General features: G+C 64.1%; 11 protein-coding genes and 2 pseudogenes. All 13 read left to right on the top strand.

What is annotated here, in order from left to right:
- A partial coding sequence (locus tag FJ386_12950; protein MBM3877602.1) for a DUF1553 domain-containing protein occupies positions 1-1,598 on the top strand: 1,598 nt, incomplete at its 5' end.
- A gap of 28 nt (positions 1,599-1,626) precedes the next feature.
- Positions 1,627-2,208 carry a four helix bundle protein gene (locus FJ386_12945; protein ID MBM3877601.1) on the top strand — a complete coding sequence of 194 codons (582 nt, stop codon included), beginning with the start codon at positions 1,627-1,629 and terminating at the stop codon, positions 2,206-2,208.
- Between the two features lie 53 nt (positions 2,209-2,261).
- Positions 2,262-3,800, top strand: coding sequence for a DUF1501 domain-containing protein (locus tag FJ386_12940; GenBank protein ID MBM3877600.1), 1,539 nt, complete (start codon positions 2,262-2,264; stop codon positions 3,798-3,800).
- Between the two features lie 387 nt (positions 3,801-4,187).
- On the top strand, positions 4,188-6,398 hold the full coding sequence (locus tag FJ386_12935; protein MBM3877599.1) for a hypothetical protein: 2,211 nt from the start codon (positions 4,188-4,190) through the stop codon (positions 6,396-6,398).
- Positions 6,399-6,450: 52 nt separating this feature from the next.
- Complete coding sequence (locus FJ386_12930) at positions 6,451-8,715, top strand: c-type cytochrome (protein MBM3877598.1); 2,265 nt, start codon at positions 6,451-6,453, stop codon at positions 8,713-8,715.
- A gap of 32 nt (positions 8,716-8,747) precedes the next feature.
- On the top strand, positions 8,748-10,247 hold the full coding sequence (locus FJ386_12925; protein ID MBM3877597.1) for a hypothetical protein: 1,500 nt from the start codon (positions 8,748-8,750) through the stop codon (positions 10,245-10,247).
- 4 nt (positions 10,248-10,251) lie between these two features.
- Positions 10,252-11,406 carry a ThuA domain-containing protein gene (locus tag FJ386_12920; protein ID MBM3877596.1) on the top strand — a complete coding sequence of 385 codons (1,155 nt, stop codon included), beginning with the start codon at positions 10,252-10,254 and terminating at the stop codon, positions 11,404-11,406.
- A 65-nt stretch (positions 11,407-11,471) separates the two neighbouring features.
- Positions 11,472-12,641, top strand: coding sequence for an aminopeptidase P family protein (locus tag FJ386_12915; GenBank protein MBM3877595.1), 1,170 nt, complete (start codon positions 11,472-11,474; stop codon positions 12,639-12,641).
- Between the two features lie 351 nt (positions 12,642-12,992).
- Positions 12,993-13,787 (top strand): annotated as a pseudogene (locus tag FJ386_12910) (hypothetical protein).
- An 89-nt stretch (positions 13,788-13,876) separates the two neighbouring features.
- A pseudogene (locus FJ386_12905) lies at positions 13,877-14,395 on the top strand (hypothetical protein).
- Positions 14,385-14,660, top strand: a complete 276-nt coding sequence (locus FJ386_12900; GenBank protein MBM3877594.1) for a hypothetical protein — start codon at positions 14,385-14,387, stop codon at positions 14,658-14,660. The pseudogene FJ386_12905 and the gene FJ386_12900 overlap by 11 nt, the downstream one beginning before the upstream one ends.
- Before the next feature lie 64 nt (positions 14,661-14,724).
- The gene (locus FJ386_12895) at positions 14,725-16,107 is read left to right on the top strand and encodes a sulfatase (GenBank protein MBM3877593.1); all 1,383 of its coding nucleotides are present in this window, start codon (positions 14,725-14,727) and stop codon (positions 16,105-16,107) included.
- A gap of 47 nt (positions 16,108-16,154) precedes the next feature.
- Positions 16,155-16,966 (top strand): DUF1549 domain-containing protein (locus FJ386_12890; GenBank protein ID MBM3877592.1); only part of this gene is annotated, 812 nt, incomplete at its 3' end.

Raw genomic sequence — 16,966 nt, 5'->3', positions numbered from 1 at the left:
TGTTCGACCGCGTGGACACCACGGCGACGACCTGGCTCGGCCTCACGATGGCCTGCGCGCAATGCCACGACCACAAATACGATCCGATGACGCAGCGCGATTACTACGGGATGATGGCGTTGTTCAACCAACTGCCGGAGAACGGCCTGGCCGGCGGCGGCAAACGCATTCGGGCCGCCGGACCCACGCTTGATCTCTCTTCGCCGGAGCAGAAGAAGCAACTCGCCGGCTGGGAAGCCGAGCTGAAGAATCTGGAGGCCGAGGCGAACCTCGCAGGGAAGCGCGAGGTGGCGTGGACGAACTGGAGCGCGACGGTGGAGACGAACCGCGCCAACCTGCCCCACAACATCACGCCCATTCTCGCGCAGCCCGCAGCCGAACGCAGCGAGGCGGACAAGAAAGCCGTTCGCAGACATTTTGAGGAAAAGGTGTGGCCCGACCTGGCGAAGAAAGACCCGCTCGGCAAGAAAGTCGATGTGCTCAAGGGCAGGATCACCAACCTCAAGAACGAGGAGATGCCGCGCGTGATGGTGATGGAGGACACAAAACCGCGTGACACCTTCATCCTCGACCGGGGCGAATACTTGAAGCCCAAAGCCAAGGTGACGTTCGCGCCGCCGTCGTTCCTGCCGCCGCAGCCGGCCGGCGCGGCCAGCAACCGGCTTGGTTTCGCGCACTGGCTGTTTCAGCCGGAGCATCCGCTCACCGCGCGCGTGCAGGTCAACCGCATGTGGCAATACTTCTTCGGCAACGGCCTGGTGAAGACGGTGGAAGACCTCGGCGTGCAGAGCGAAGTGCCGGTGCATCGTGATTTGCTCGACTGGCTGGCGGTGGAGTTTCGCGAGCGCGCCTGGAGCCAGAAACACATTCACCGGCTCATCGTGACCAGCGCGACGTATCGTCAGAGCAGTCGGGCCACGCCGGAGTTAATCCAGCGCGATCCGGAGAACCGCCTGATGGCCCGCGCGTCACGCTTCCGCATGCCGTCGCTGATTCTTCGCGACGTGGCCCTGTCCGCGAGCGGCCTGCTCGATGCGCGCATCGGCGGAGCGCCAGTCTATCCCTACCAACCCGACGCGGTGTGGGAGACGCTGGCCATCACCAAGGAACGCGACTTCACCTATCCCGCGTCGAAGGGCGCGGACCTGTATCGGCGCAGTCTCTACACCTTCTGGCGGCGCACCGTCGGCCCGGTCAACATGTTCGACGCCTCCGCGCGCCAGACCTGCCGCGTGGGCGCGGGCACCACGTCCACGCCGCTCCACGCGCTTACCACGCTCAACGACGTGACGTGGATGGAAGCGGCGCGTGTGCTGGCGGAGAAGACGTTGCACTCCGAGAGGAGCCGCGACGCACAACTCACCTTCGCGTTCCGCCGCGTGCTCGGTCGCGTGCCGACGAAGAACGACCTGAAACTGCTGGCGCGCGCCTACGACCGCCAGCACGCCATCTACGCTGCTGATGCGGAGGCGGCGACGAAGCTCGTGAGCAGTGGGGCCGCCGCGCGGGACAAGGAGTTGAATCCTGCGGATCACGCCGCGATGAGCACGGTCTGCCTGGCGTTGTTCAATTTGGATGAGGCGCTGACCAGGGAGTGAGGGGGCGGAGTAGTGGAGTGATGGAGTTATGAACGTGAACTACAAAAATCGCAGAAACGTCAGTGGCAGTGCTGGAGGGGCGACAGGCCATCCCTCCACCACTCCATCACTCCATCACTCCGGTTCCACTCCTCCCGCGCCGCTCCCGCGTCGCAACCTCAACCGTGGCTACCAGCAACTCCGCGTCTGGCAGGACGCCATCGATCTCTATCGGCTGACTTGCGAGACCTTCCAGAACTGGCCCTTTGAGCGGAAGAAAATCGTCTCACAGGCGATTGCCTCGGCGGACTCGGTGCATCGCAACATCGCCGAAGGCTACTGCCGGCGGACCATTCGCGAGTATTTACAGGCGCTCAACATCTCGCTCGGCTCCCTCGGCGAGTCGGTCTCTGGTTACTTCGCTTATCAGCGCGCCGGGCAGATTACGCCGGAGCAGTTTGAGATGCTGGACGCGCTCGCCTTCCGCCTGGAGAACGGGATGCTCCGCCTCGTCGAGTCGCTGGAGCGCAAGCGCGACGAGGGAAGCTGGACGGAGGCGGTCGTGCTCCGGGAGTCGAACGAGGTGTACGGCAGCGAGGCGAAGAACTGGATCGCGGGGGAAACGGAATGACGGAGTATTGGAGGAATGATTTTATGAGCCGAAAGCCCACGATTGATTCAAGGATGACCAAAGACGCGAGTCCCATCACTCCTCCACTCCACCACTCCGTTGCCGCCCCACTCACCACTCCACCGCTCCATCACTCCCTTTCCCTCAACCTCCAGCGCGTCACGCGCCGCACGTTCCTCGGCGCCGCCGCGCAAGGCATCGGCGGCATCGCGCTCGCCTCGCTGCTTGGCCGCACTGGTTTGTTCGCAGCGAACGGGCCCTTGAAAGGCAAACAGCCCGGCCTGCCGAACCTCCCGCACTTCGCTCCGCGCGCGAAACACGTCATCTGCCTCTGGCAGGGCGGCGGGCCGTCGCATGTGGACTTGTTCGATCCGAAGCCCGTGCTGGTGGAGGAGTCCGGCAAGGACATCCCCGACAGCATTCGCGGCGCGACGCGGCTTTCCACCATGTCGAGCGGCTACAAGAAATGGCCGGCGGTTCCCGGCATCAAGCCGTTCAAAGCGTGGGGAAAATCCGGCACCGAGATCAGCGAACTGCTCCCGCACATCGGCTCCGTGGCGGACGACATCTGCGTGGTGCGCTCGATGCACACCGAGGCGGTGAACCACGCGCCGGGCGTGACCTTCTTTATGACCGGCTCGCAGATTCCCGGACGCCCGAGCATGGGCGCGTGGCTGGCCTACGGACTGGGCTGCGAGACGGATGAATTGCCCGCGTTCGTCGCCATGACTTCCTCGGACAAAGGCAAGACCTGCGGCCAGCTTTTCTACGATTACTACTGGGGCAGCGGTTTTCTCCCGAGCCGCTACCAAGGCGTCCGTTTTCGCAACACGGGCGATCCGGTGCCGTATCTCAACAACCCCGACGGCATGAGCCGCGAGGGCCGGCGCGCATTGCTCGACGACATCCAGGCGATGAACGCCGAACACTTGAAGCACTACGGCGACCCGGAGATCGACACGCGCATCGCGCAATACGAGATGGCCTTCCGCATGCAGGCCAGCGTGCCCGACCTGCTCGACTTCTCGAAGGAACCAAAGAGCGTGATCGACCTCTACGGCCCCGATGCGTTGAAGAAGGGCACCTACGCGAACAACTGTCTCATCGCGCGGCGGCTTGTGGAGCGCGGCGTGCGCTTCGTGCAACTCATGCACAGCGGCTGGGATCAGCACGGCAATTTGTTCACGCAACTCGCCGAGCAATGCAAAGACACCGACCAGCCCAGCGCCGCACTGGTGATGGACTTGAAGCAACGTGGTCTGCTCGACGACACGCTCATCCTGTGGGGCGGTGAATTTGGCCGCACGCCCTTCGGCCAGGGCGATCCGGCAAAGCCGACGGGCCGCGATCATTTCGGACGCGCCTACAGCATGTGGCTGGCGGGCGGCGGCGTGAAGCCCGGCAGCGTCTTCGGCGAGACCGATGACTTCGCGTGGAACATCGTGCGTGACCCCGTGAGCGTGCATGACATGCAGGCGACCATGCTGCACCTCTGCGGCCTGAACCACGAGGCGCTGACGTATCGCTACCAGGGCCGCCAGTTCCGTTTGACCGATGTGCACGGTTCCGTGGTGAAAGGGGTGCTGGCTTGAAATTCACGCAAGAAATAACCACGCAGGACAAAGCCGGCGACGGACTCGCGAGAGTGAACGCCGCGTGGTTGCGTGGCGGACTGGAAAGATGATTCATCAAGACCGCGTGGGGTGGACGGAGCCTAAATACCGAGTTCCGCCCGCCGAGCGCGGGGCCATACGAGTTCAGCGAAGCGCAGCTCGCGCAGATGCTGAAGACTCGGCCGTAGGTGTTCAGTTCAACTACGAATGAAGTCAGACTCGAAGAATGCTCCGGCACACAAATTCACCATGAAAAAAATCGTCTTCACTTTCGACGCGAAGCAACCGATTCCCCTGTTTCCGCCCCCTTCCTTCTGTCAGCAACGGAGAGGCAGGCGGCAAGATGGGGACCATCCCGCGCCCGACATGAAATCACTGTTCGGCCTTCTGATTGCGCTTGGCGTCCTGTTCTCCGGACGTTGTGTGGCGGCGGACCCACCCAACATCCTCCTCATCCTCGCCGACGACCTCGGCTATGGCGACGTGCGCTGCTACAACGAGCGGTCCAAGGTCGCCACGCCGAATCTGGACCGGCTTGCGCGCGAGGGGATGCGTTTCACCGACGCGCACAGCCCCGCCACCGTCTGCACGCCCACGCGCTACAGTCTGCTCACGGGGCAGATGGCGTTTCGCGTGCCGAATGGCGGCACGGTTTTCACCGGCGCCGGCGGGCCGTCTTTGATTGCGCAAGGGAAGCTCACGCTGCCCGCGATGCTCCGCGAGCGAGGCTACGGCACGGCCTGCGTCGGCAAGTGGCACGTCGGCCTGACGTTCTTTGACCAAGACGGGCAGCCCGTGAACGCGGGCGGACTCGCGGCCGTGCGGCGCGTGGATTTTTCGCGGCGCCTGGCGGGCGGGCCGGTGGACTGCGGCTTCGACAGTTTTTTCGGCACGGCGTGCTGTCCCACGACGGACTGGCTCTACGCCTTCATCGAAAACGACCGCGTGCCGGTGCCGCCGGCTGGCCCGCTCGACAAATCCAAGCTCCCCAGGCACGCCTACGCCAACGACTGCCGCGCCGGTCTCATCGCCACGAATTTTCCGATGGAGGACGTGGACCTGGTGTTCCTGAAAAGGAGCCGCGAGTTTTTGGAGCGGCACGTCCGCGAATCGCCGGGCAAGCCGTTTTTCCTCTTTCACTCCGCGCAGGCGGTGCATTTGCCGTCGTTCGCCGCGCCGCGGTTCAAAGGCGCCACCAAAGCCGGGCCGCACGGTGATTTTATTCATCAGCTCGACTGGATCGTCGGCGAGTTGCTCGCCACGCTCGAAAAACTCGGCGTCGCGGACAACACCCTCGTCATTTTCACCAGCGATAATGGGCCCGAGACGACGAGCGTCGTCCACATGCGCGCCGATCACGACCACGACGGCGCGCGACCCTGGCGCGGCGTGAAGCGCGACAGTTGGGAGGGTGGCCATCGCGTGCCGTTCATCGTCCGCTGGCCCGGCCAGGTGAAGCCCGGCACGACGAGCGCTCAGCTCACCAGCCTCACCGACGTGATGGCCACCGTCGCCGCCATCACCGGCGCGCGGCTCCCCGACAACGCCGCCGAGGACAGTTTCAACATGCTCTCCGCGCTGCGCGGTGAAGATCGCGCGTCCATCCGCCCGTATCTGCTCCAGCAGGCGTTCAGCGGCGCGCGCACGCTCTCCATCCGGCGCGGCCCGTGGAAGTATCTCGACCATCCCGGCTCGGGCGGAAACAACTACGAACGCGGCGAGATGAAACCATTTGGCCGGCCCGACACGACGCCGCGCGCGCCGGGCCAGCTCTACAACCTCGAGACCGATCCCGGCGAAACGAACAACCTGTTTGCCGCCCGCCCGGAGGTCGTGAAGGAATTGAGAGCTTTGCTTGACCAGTCCAAAGCCAGCGGGCGCAGCCGGCCCGACTCGTCCACGCCGCCCAAGACCACCGCGCCGATTCCCCGCCAGGCGCGCGACCTTTCCGGCTGGCAGGTTCACATCCAGACCAAGCTGCTCGAATCCGAACCCGCCGACACCGAGCGCGCCCTCGTGCTGCTGAAAAAGATGCTCGACGAAATCGCGCGCGACGTGCCCGCGCCCGCCGTCGCCGAGTTGCGCAAGGTGCCGCTCTTTTTTTCGCCCGCCTACAAGCCTGGCCGGAGCGGCGCGGAGTTTCACCCGGACGCCGGCTGGCTTCGCAACAACGGGCGCGACCCGGGCATGGCGCGGGCCGTCGAGTTTTCCGGCGTGCATGATTTCGAGGCGGAGATGAAGCGGATGCCGAACTTCGCCTTGCACGAACTCGCGCACGCCTTTCACCATCGCGTGCTCCAGGACGGCTTCGCCAACGCGGAAATCAAGGCGGCCTACAATCGCGCCAGGGCCGCCGGCGAGTACGACCGCGTCGAGCGCACGCGCGGCGACGGCAGGCCGAACACCGTCGAGCGCGCCTATGCCATGACCGACCCGATGGAATACTTCGCTGAAACCACCGAGGCGTTTTTCTCGCGCAACGACTTCTTCCCCTTCACCCGCGACGAACTGAAACGGCACGACCCGGAAATGTTCGCCCTGCTCGGAAAACTCTGGGGTGTGGCGCCCGCGCAATGATAGCTCCTTCAACCAGATCCTTGAACAGTCTTCTTTTTCTGTCAGCTCCGCGATGGTTGACGCAAAGAAGGAGTCAGGAAGAAACTTCCTCCCGATGAAATCCTTTTTCCTTCTGGCCGCCGCGCTGCTGCTTGCGCCCAAGTCGTGGAGCGCAGCACCGCCGGTGATTGGTGGATTGGAGCGCGAGGGCACGGAGAATCTTGCGAGTGCGGTGCTGGTAAGTGAACTCGGTTGTGCGGCGTGTCATGCCAGCGGGCAGCCGGCGTTTGCGGCGAAGATGGGGCCGGAGTTGTCCGGAGTCGGCGCACGGTCGAACGGGGCGCATCTGCGGCGGTTTCTGGCGAGTCCTTCGGGTGTGAAGCCGGGGACGACGATGCCGGATGTGCTGGGGCATTTGCCGGAGACGCAGCGCGACGAGGCGGCCAATGCGCTGGCGCATTATCTCGCGACGCTGGGCAAGCCGGTGGCGTCGGGGTTGCCCGGGACGGAGGCGGTCGAGCGTGGGCGGGCTTTGTATCACTCGGTCGGTTGCGTGGCATGTCATTCGTCGGAGAAACCGCTGCCCGGCTCGGTGCCGCTCGGGCCGCTGGCGGAGAAATTCACGCTGTTCTCGCTGACGGAGTTTTTGAAAGACCCGCTCGCTGCGCGTCCGAGCGGGCGAATGCCGGATTCGCATCTGGAGCACGCCGAGGCGGAGGACATCGCGAGCTACTTGCTGCGCGAACAGAAGGTCGCACTCGAGACGTTTCAGCCGGATGCGAAGCTGGCGGCGCGTGGGAAGCAGTTGTTCGTCGAGCATCGCTGCCAAGCATGTCACAGCACGGGCGAGAAGGTTGCGCCGGCGGCGCTGGCGGCCTTGAGCAAAGTGCGCCCGGGCGAGGGTTGCTTGTCGGAGAAGCGCGGGGACTGGCCGCGTTATCCGCTTTCGACGGCACAGCGGACGGCGGTGAAGGCGGCGCTCGCGCAGGAAGCGAAGGCATGGACGCCTGTAGAGCAGGCGCAGCTTTCGTTGACGCGGCTGAATTGCGTCGCCTGCCATCAGCGCGACGGGTTGGGTGGCGTCGCCACAAATCGCAACGAGTATTTCACCGGCAAGGACGAAAACCTCGGCGATCAGGGCCGGCTGCCGCCGCCGCTCACCGGTGTGGGCGCGAAGCTCAAGGCGGCGTGGTTGCGCGACGTGATGGCGAACGGCGCGTCGGCGCGGCCTTACCTCCACACGCGGATGCCGAAGTTCGGCTCCGCCAACACCGAGGCGCTCGCGGGCTGGCTCAGGCAACTCGACACGCTGCCGCCTGCTGAGTTCACGCCCGTTGCCAAGCGCGACAAGCCGCATGAGGCCGGACGTGAACTGGCGGGCAGCAAGGGTTTCAACTGCATCGCCTGCCACACGTTTCGCGAGAAGAGTGCGGGGGCCATCCGCGCGCTCGACTTGATGACAATGACGGAGCGCTTGGAGGAAAACTGGTTCCACCATTACATGACCAGCCCGCAGCGATTCTCGCCGCTCACCATCATGCCGGCGTTTTGGCCGGACGGGAAATCGCCGCTGCCCGAAGTGCTCGGCGGCGACCCTGGCCGGCAGCGCGACGCGCTCTGGCAATGGCTCGCACGCGGCCCCGAGGCCGGCGAGCCGCGCGGGCTGGTGCTGGAGCCGCTCGTGGTGCAGGTGAAAGACGAGGCCGTCATCATCCGGCGCGCGTTCCCCGGCATTGGTAAACGCGGCCTGGGTGTCGGTTATCCCGGCGGCATCAATCTCGCGTTCGACGCGGCGCAGATGCGGCTCGGCTCGTTGTGGAGCGGCGGCTTCATCGAGGCATCCGGCTTGTGGCGCGGACAAGGATCCGGCCAGGCGCGACTGTTGGGAAAAGATGTTGTGAACTTCCCGTCCGGCCCGGCCTTTGCCCTGCTCGACACGCCCGACGCCGCATGGCCCATCCCTGACGACACGCCGCAGCCGTCACCGCATTCGTTCAATGGCTACACCCTCGACGCACAGCAGCGCCCTGCGCTCCGCTACACCGTCAATGGCTTCGCGGTCGAGGATTTCTTCATCGAACGGCGTGACGACGCCGGGAAACTGTTCCTCGAACGAACGTTGAAATTCCCCGCCGCACCACCGCCGGGAATGCACTTCCGCATGGCCGCCGAGAAGGCGATTCAGCCGAGAGGCGAACGTGAGTTTATCGTGGGCAAAGGACTGCTGGTGCGGGTGTCCGCTGCGGCCAGCGTGCGCGACGCGGACGGCGCGCGTGAACTGCTCGTGCCCGTGAGCGGTTCATTCACCATCGAATATCACCTGACCGGAAGACCATGAAGACTGCTGACAGAAAGAAAGGGGCAAAAAGAATGAAGACACTGATGATCAGATTCCTTTTTTTCAGCCCCCTTCTTTCTGTCAGCATTTGCTGCCCGACTGCAACCGCTGCCGAAGATTTCGGCGACACCTGGGGCACGGCGGAGCGGGAGGCGGCTTACTATCGCATCGTCAACGTGCCGATGCCCGGGGGCGTCTATGTCGAGGCGGGCAGTTTCGTGTCGCTGCCGGATGGCCGGCTCGCGGTAGGGACGCGGCGCGGGGAAATTCTGCTGTTCAGCGGCGTGGGCGACGAGAATCCGCGGCCGAAAGTGAGCACGTTTGCCAGCGGGCTGGATGAAGTGCTGGGCCTCGCCTGGCGCGACGGCGCGTTCTACGCCACGCACGCGACGGAGGTCACGCGCATCCGCGACACCAACGCCGACGGGCGCGCGGACCGTTACGACACGGTGAGCGACGGCTGGGGCTTCGGGCATTACCACGAGTTCGCGCTCGGCTCGAAGTTCGACGCGGCGGGCAACCTCTACGTCGCGCTGGGGCTGTCCGAGTCCTACAACTCGAAGGCGCTGTTCCGCGGGTGGGCGTTGAAGATTTCGCCCGACGGCAGGACGACACCGGTTTGCAGCGGGCTGCGGAGCCCGCTCGGCGTGGGCGCGAACGAGCACGGCGAGATGTTTTACGTGGAAAGTCAGGGGCCGTGGAATGGCTCGTGTTCGCTGAAACACCTCAAGCCCGGCGGCTTCATGGGCCATCCCATCAGCTTCAATTGGTATCCCTTCGCGACGAACATGGGCTCCGCCCCCGTCATGCCCAACACGCCCTCGCGCATGGAAACCGAGCGCAAGCGCGTGAAGGAACTCGTGCCCTACGCCGTGGTGTTCCCCTACAAGAAAATGGGCCGCTCGATTTCCGGCTTTGAAGTCTGTCGCGCGGGCGGGAAGTTTGGGCCGTTCGACAACCAGATTTTTGTCGGCGACTATACGTTGAGCATCGTGATGCGCGCGACGACGGAGCAGGTGAACGGCGTGTGGCAGGGCGCGTGTTATCCGTTCCGCGAAGGACTCGGCACCGGGTTGCTCGCGGTGCATTTCACTCCACAAGGCAAACTCATCGCTGGCGGCACGAACCGCGGCTGGCCCGTGCGAGGCATGAAGGACAACCTGCTCCAGCGGCTCGACTGGACCGGCAAGACGCCCTTCGAGATTCTCGACATCCGTGCGCAGCCGGATGGCTTTGTCGTGCGCTTCACGCGCCCCGCCGATCCCGCACAAGCCGCGCGGCCCGAGAGCTACGTGCTCCAGACCTACACGCACATCTACCAGCAAGGCTACGGCAGCCCTGAAGTGGACCAAACGACGCCGACCATCACCGCCGCCGAAGTCGCGCCCGATGGAATGAGCGTCCGCCTGCGCGTGCGGGGACTTGTGCAAGGCCACGTTCACGACTTCCATCTGCGCGACTTCAAGTCTCGCGATGGCGAAGCCTTGCTCCACGACCGCGCTTATTACACGCTGAACGAAATCCCGAGGTGAGCGCATGAAGAACATCGTCGCACTGGTGATCTGGCAGAGAGAAGGGGGCAGAAAGAATTGGTTGGTTCCTGCTCTTGAAGCTCCTGTTTCTTCTGCCCCATTCTTTCTGTCAGCGGCTTCTGTCCGGGTTCTTCTGGCAGCTCTCCTCAGCATTCTTCTCGCGGTCTCTGTCCCGGTCTTCGCGCATCCCGTGCCGCAGAATCCGCAATGGCTGACCTATCCCGGCGGCGACGGCCCCGGCAAAGGCAAACACGTCATTCTCATCGCGGCGGAGCAGGAATATCGCGGCGAGCAGTCCATGCCCATGCTGGCGAAAGTTCTCAGCACGCATCATGGGTTCGATTGCACCGTGCTTTTCGGCGTGAATGAGCGCGGCGAGGTGGATCCCACGATGCCGGTCTATCCCGAGAAGGGAAAAGAGGCGGAGTTCAAGGAACATCACATCCCCGGCCTCGAACATCTTGCCATCGCCGATCTCGTCATCTTTCTCACCCGCCTGCTCACGCTGCCCAAGTCGGAGCAGGAACACATCGTAAGATATGTGGACTCTGGCAAGCCCATCATCGCGCTCCGCACCGCGAATCACGGCTTTCGCGGCGCGCTACCTTACAAAATCAACGGCAAGCAGGTGCGCTGGGGCGAGGACGTGCTGGGCGGCACGTTCCTGAATCATCACGGACGCTGGATGGCCGATTCCACGCGCGGGAAAATCGTCGAGGAGCAGAAGCGCCATCCCGTCCTCACCGGTGTCACCGACATCTGGGGTAACTCGGATGTGTATCGCACCTACAAAGAAGGCGCGGGCCTGCCGGCGGGTTGCACCGCGCTGGTCTGGGGCCAACCGCTCATGGGCCGCCAGCCCGATGACCCGCCGAATGAAAAACTTGAACCGCTCCCGGTCGCGTGGGTGAAGCACTGGCAGACCAGCGGCGGCAAAACCGCGCGCGTCTTTCACTGCACAATGGGCAGCGGCACCGACCTGAAAAGCGCCGGCCTGCGCCGCCTGATCATCAATGCCGCCTATTGGGGCATGGGGATGGAGTCCTCCATCAGCGCCAGTCGCAGCGTGGAAATCGTCGGCAACTACCAGCCGCTCGGCAGCGGTTTCAACTACGAAAAGCTCGGCGTCAAGCCGCGCCCCGTTTCCCACTATCGCTGACCTTGCAATGACTCGAAATCAGCAACATGCGGAGACCGATGGAGTTGCGGGTAACGGACAAGACGATGAACATTGATTCCCTCCAACACGAACTCCGGACGAACGGCCTCGATGGCTGGCTGTTCTTCGATCATCACCTGCGCGATCCGCTCGCCTATCACGTGCTCGGGCTCGACCTGGCCAGCCACGTCACCCGGCGCTGGTATTACTTCATTCCCGCACGCGGCGAACCGCGCGCCTTGATCCACAAGGTCGAACCGCACGTGCTCAATATTCTGCCCGGACAAAAAATCTTCTACGCCCGCTGGCAGGAGCAGGAAACCGGGCTCCAGCAGATTCTCCAGGGCGCGAAGAAGGTCGCCATGCAGTATTCGCCCCGCTGCGCCGTGCCCTACGTCGCCAACGTGGACGCTGGCACCGTGGAACTCATCCGCAGCCTCGGCGTGGAAGTGGTCAGTTCGGCCGAGTTGATCCAGGTCTTCGAGGCGAAGTGGACGCCCGCCCAGTTGGAGATGCACCTCGAGGCGGGCCGCCGGGTGGACGTCATCCGGGCGGAGGCGTTCGACTTCATCAAGCAGTTCACCCTCGCCGGACAGCCCCTGGACGAATACGGCGTGCAGCAGTTCGTGATGCGCCGCTTCAAGGAACGCGGCCTGACCACCAACCATCCGCCCATCGTGGGCGCGAACGTGAACGCCGCGGACTCGCACTATTGTCCGCCGGAAAAGGGCAGCGCCCCAATCCGGCGCGGCGACCTGGTGCTGCTGGATTTGTGGGCCAAGCTCGATCAACCCGACGCGGTCTATTACGACATCACCTGGATGGCGTATTGCGGCGCGCAAGTGCCGGAGCCGATGGTGAAGGCGTTCGCCGTGACCATGGGCGCGCGCGATGTCGGCATCAAGGTGGTTCGGGAAGCCCGCGCGGCCGGCCGCACTCTGCGGGGCTTCGAGGTGGACGACGCAGTCGCCAGCTACATCCAGAGCCTCGGTTACGGAGACAACATCCGGCATCGGACCGGCCACTCCATCGGCCGCGAAGTCCACGGCGTCGGCGCGAACATCGACAACATGGAGACGCACGACGAGCGCCCCATCATTCCGTGGACCTGTTTCTCCATCGAACCGGCGCTTTACCTGCCGGACTTCGGCGTGCGGACCGAGATCAACCTGTTCGTCGAGGAACGCGGGGCGCGCGTGACCGGAGAAATGCAGACGGAGTTTGTCAGGCTTTGAAAGGTTCATGAGAATCAATCCATGAAAGCGATCGCTACTCATCTTTGCGCCGGCCTGGTTTGCCTGCTTTCGGTTCTCCATCCGCAACCCGCCACCGCCGCGCCGCGCCCGAAGCTCCAGATCATCAACGGCAGCAAACAGATGGTGGACGTGTTCTGGCTCAAGGACGACACCGAGCGCGTGCCCAACGGCTCGATTGCTCCGGGAAAGAACACCATCATCACGACAACCCACGGCCACCGCTTCGTCATTGTCGGACAGCAGGACAAGGCCGAGATGAACGTGACCAGCGCCGTGCCGGTGCAAGCCGTGCGCTTCGATCCGCCGGACAAGGACGGTGTGCCGGCATTCTACACTCAGCGGGTCACCGCCCACGGCTATCCGATTGTCGCGTCAGCGAAGGTGAACCCCTACGCGCTCAAGGAAGCCGCCTACCTCGTGGACCTGATGCTCGCCAAGCGACCCGACGTGCGGGAGGCGATGATCAAAAGCGGTTCACGACTCTCGATTCTGGCCTGGAATGAATTTACCACGGACCAGCCCGAGTGGGCCTCGCTGGCAAATGCGCCAGATGCCGAGGCTCCGGGGGTTCCCGCCCGAGACTACTGGGACGCCCGTGCCCGCGGCCTGGGCGGCAGCGAAACGGATCCGTTCTGTTCCTGTGGCGAAGAAAATCTCCTCGCCTACGCCGGTGACCCGTACTCAGCGGAGAATATCTTGATCCACGAGTTCGCACACAACCTGCACCTGCGCGGCCTGGTCAACGTGGACCCCGCTTTTGACACGCGCCTGAAGGAGACTTACGACCGGGCGATGAAGGCCGGCCTCTGGAAGGGCAAATATGCAGCCGTGAATCACCACGAGTATTTCGCCGAGGGCGTCCAGTCGTGGTTCGACGACAATCGGGAGAACGACCACGACCACAATCACGTCAACACGCGCGCCGAATTGCTCGAATACGACCCCGGCCTCGCTGCCATGTGCCGCGAGGTTTTCGGCGACACCGTGCTGAAATACACCAAGCCCACCACGCGGCTCACCGGCCACATGGCAGGATACGATCCGGCGAAGGCTCCGAAGTTCGTGTGGCCGGAGCGGCTGCAACAGGCGAAAGCCGCCATCCGTCGGCAGGCTGAGGAACGCTCACGCAAGGGCGAAGCCCCCGCGCCCCGGTCTCAATCGGCCACGACTGATCCCACGCTGCTCACGCTGGACCGGATTTTTGACACCGGCGAATTCAGGGAACGCGGCCCGGGCGAATACAAGTGGAGCCGACGCACCGCGTCTTACTTCACCCTCGAAGCGCCGCCGCAAGCCGGAGGCAAGGGACGCGACCTGGTGCGCAACGATGCCGCCTCCGGCCACAAGGAAATCGTCGTGCCGGGCAGTGCCTTCATTCCGGATGGGCAGAGCGAGCCGTTGCACATCGAGTCGAGGAGGAACTGGATATCCGCGACGGCTTTCGCTGGAGCCCGGACGGTCGCTCGCTCGCCTTCTGGCAATTCGATCTCAGAGGCGTGCGCCAGTTTCATCTCCTCGACAACACGGCCGGCAATTATCCGACGATCACTTCCTTCCCCTATCCCAAGGTGGGGGAGACGAACTCGGCCACGCGACTGGGCGTGGTCGCCGTGACCGGAGGCAAAGTGCGCTGGCTGCAAATCCCGGGCGATCCGCGCGAACATTACCTGCCACACCTCGAATGGACACCGGACGGCGCGCACCTCGTCCTGCAACAGTTGGATGCTCGCTCAACAAGGCTACCTCGTGGCCAGCGTGGACAATCGCGGCACGGCCACACCGCGCGGACGCGACTGGCGGCGCAGTGTGCATCGCCAAATCGGCATCCTCGCGACGCACGATCAGGCCGCGGCTGTGCGTTTGATGCTCCAGCGATGGCCGGAGGCGGATGCCGGGCGCGTGGGCGTCTGGGGCTGGAGCGGGGGCGGCAGCATGAGCCTAAACGCCATCTTCCGTTACCCGGACTTGCCAAAGACGGAAAGGGACGGAAAGAATTGAGAATAATGAGAAGGATTCATCTGGCCGCCGTTTGCCGCCAGTTCCCAACCGCTGGTTTCAGCCCATGAGAATCATCGTGTTCTTTTTGTTGCTCGCCGCCTGCGCCTGGGCTGCGCCGGAGAGGCCGAACATCCTGATCATCGTCAGCGATGATCAGGGCTACGCGGACGTTGGCTTTCACGGGAGCAAGCAGGCGGAGACACCGCATCTCGACAGGCTGGCGGCGTCGGGCGTGCGCTGCACAAGCGGCTATGTCACGTATCCCGTGTGCTCGCCGTCGCGGGCGGGATTGCTGACGGGACGTTACCAGGCCCGGTTCGGGCACGAGAACAATCCGGTCTATGACCCGCTGGATGCGAACGAAGGACTGCCGCTGACGGAGAAGTTGTTGCCGCAGCACTTGAAGCCGGCGGGCTACCGCACCGGCTGGATTGGCAAGTGGCACCTCGGCTCCGCGCCGGCCTTCGTGCCGTGGGCGCGCGGCTTCGATGAATCGTTCGGCTTCATCGGCGGCGGCCATCGTTACACCGGTTGGCAGATCAATGGACGTCAATACACGCTGCCGCTCATCCGCGCCGGCCAGGACGTGAGCAACGTGCCGCCGCATCTCACGCTGGCGCTCGGCGAGGAGGCCGCGGCCTTCATCCGCCGGAACAATGGGAAGCCGTGGATGCTCTACCTGCCGTTCAACGCGCCGCACACACCGCACGAGCCTACGCCGGAGCGATTGGAAAAGTTCTCGCACATCCAGAATCCGCAGCGCCGCCGTTATCTCGCACAAATCTCTTTGCTCGACGACGCCATCGGCGCCGTCACGGCCGCGCTCAACGAGACCGGGCAGCGCGGGCGCACGCTGATTTTCTTCTTCAGCGACAACGGCGGGCACACGCCGAGCGGCTCCGACAACGGCGCGTGGCGCGGCATCAAGGGCACGTTGTACGAAGGCGGCATCCGCGTGCCGTTCCTCGTCAGTTGGCCGGACAGACTTCCCGCTGCCAAAACCTACGACCATCCCGTCATCTCGCTCGACGCCTTCGCCACCGCGCTTGCCGCCGCCGGCGTGCCGATGCCGGCCGACAAGAAATACGACAGCGTGAACATCGTCCCGCACCTCGCCGGCGAAGTGAAAACGCCTCCGCACGAACGCCTGCTCTGGCGGTTGCGCGCGAAGGAATTCGCCGTCCGCGAAGGCGCGTGGAAACTCCTCGAACCGGACGGCAAACCCGCCGAACTCTACAACCTCGCCAGCGACCCCGGCGAAAAGCAGAACCTCGCCGCCGAACAACCCGACCTTAAGAAGCGCCTTGCCAGCACTCTCGCCGACTGGCGCAAGGAACTCGTCGCCCCCGTCTTTCCCGGCAGCAGCGTGAAGAACGAGGACTGGGGCCCGGGCGGCGCGAACCAGAAGAACAATCCGAATGCCGCCGGCAAAAAAGGCGTTCAATAACGAACAGCAAGGCCGATCGGGTTGCCTGAATTTTGAAAACCAGAGCGATGAAAATGCCCCGCCTGTCAGCACTGTGGTTGGTGATGGTTGGTGCCGCCGTTCCTTCGCTGGCTGCGGAGGAAAAGGCCGAGTCGCTTTTCGTGCGCCGCGTCGCGCCCTTGTTTCATGAGAAGTGTCTCGCATGTCACGGCCAGGATGAGGCGAAGATCAAGGGTGGCCTCGATTTGCGCACGCTGGCGGCCACGCTGAAGGGCGGAGATAGCGGGAAACCCGCTGTCGTTGCGGGCAAGCCAGAGGCGAGTCCGCTCTATCTCGCGGTGACGCGCACACATGACGACTGGGAACCGATGCCGCCGAAGGAAGCGGACAAGCTTTATGCGGAGCAGATCGCCTGGATCAAAGACTGGATCGCCGGCGGCGCGCCGTGGCCGGACGATGCGCGCGCACAGGCCATTGCGAAAGCAAACAAGGCGAAGTGGTCGGCGGAGGACGGTGTTCCGGTGAGAACCTCGGGCGGCCAGTCGCCGGAATGGACGAACCGCAAATACAAGCCCGATGGCTTGTGGGCGTATCAGCCGGTGAAGAAACCTGCTCCGCCAGGGGGCGCAAGCCATCCCATCGATGCTTTCCTCGCCGCCAAAAGGCCGGCCGGTCTCCAGCCGGCGCCGGCGGCGGATCGCGTGACGCTGATTCGCCGGACGACCTTCGATCTCCTCGGACTGCCGCCAAAGCCGGAAGACGTGCAAGCATTCGTGAACGATCGGCGACCGGATGCGGAGTCGTTTGCGAACGTCGTCGAGAGCCTGCTTCAGTCGCCGCATTATGGCGAGCGCATGGCGCAGCACTGGCTCGACGTGAC

Source organism: Verrucomicrobiota bacterium, from assembly GCA_016871675.1.
Taxonomy (GTDB): Bacteria; Verrucomicrobiota; Verrucomicrobiia; order Limisphaerales; family VHCN01; genus VHCN01.
The sequence above is the reverse complement of the archived record's forward strand: the minus strand, read 5'-3'. Positions and strand labels throughout refer to the sequence as shown.

Excerpts from the sequence above, each read along its gene's own strand:
- FJ386_12945 (MBM3877601.1), top strand. The coding sequence starts at position 1,627 with ATGAACGTGAACTACAAAAATCGCAGAAACGTCAGTGGCAGTGCTGGA.
- FJ386_12940 (MBM3877600.1), top strand. The coding sequence starts at position 2,262 with ATGACCAAAGACGCGAGTCCCATCACTCCTCCACTCCACCACTCCGTT.
- FJ386_12935 (MBM3877599.1), top strand. The coding sequence starts at position 4,188 with ATGAAATCACTGTTCGGCCTTCTGATTGCGCTTGGCGTCCTGTTCTCC.
- FJ386_12930 (MBM3877598.1), top strand. The coding sequence starts at position 6,451 with ATGGTTGACGCAAAGAAGGAGTCAGGAAGAAACTTCCTCCCGATGAAA.
- FJ386_12925 (MBM3877597.1), top strand. The coding sequence starts at position 8,748 with ATGAAGACACTGATGATCAGATTCCTTTTTTTCAGCCCCCTTCTTTCT.
- FJ386_12920 (MBM3877596.1), top strand. The coding sequence starts at position 10,252 with ATGAAGAACATCGTCGCACTGGTGATCTGGCAGAGAGAAGGGGGCAGA.
- FJ386_12915 (MBM3877595.1), top strand. The coding sequence starts at position 11,472 with ATGAACATTGATTCCCTCCAACACGAACTCCGGACGAACGGCCTCGAT.
- FJ386_12900 (MBM3877594.1), top strand. The coding sequence starts at position 14,385 with ATGCTCGCTCAACAAGGCTACCTCGTGGCCAGCGTGGACAATCGCGGC.
- FJ386_12895 (MBM3877593.1), top strand. The coding sequence starts at position 14,725 with ATGAGAATCATCGTGTTCTTTTTGTTGCTCGCCGCCTGCGCCTGGGCT.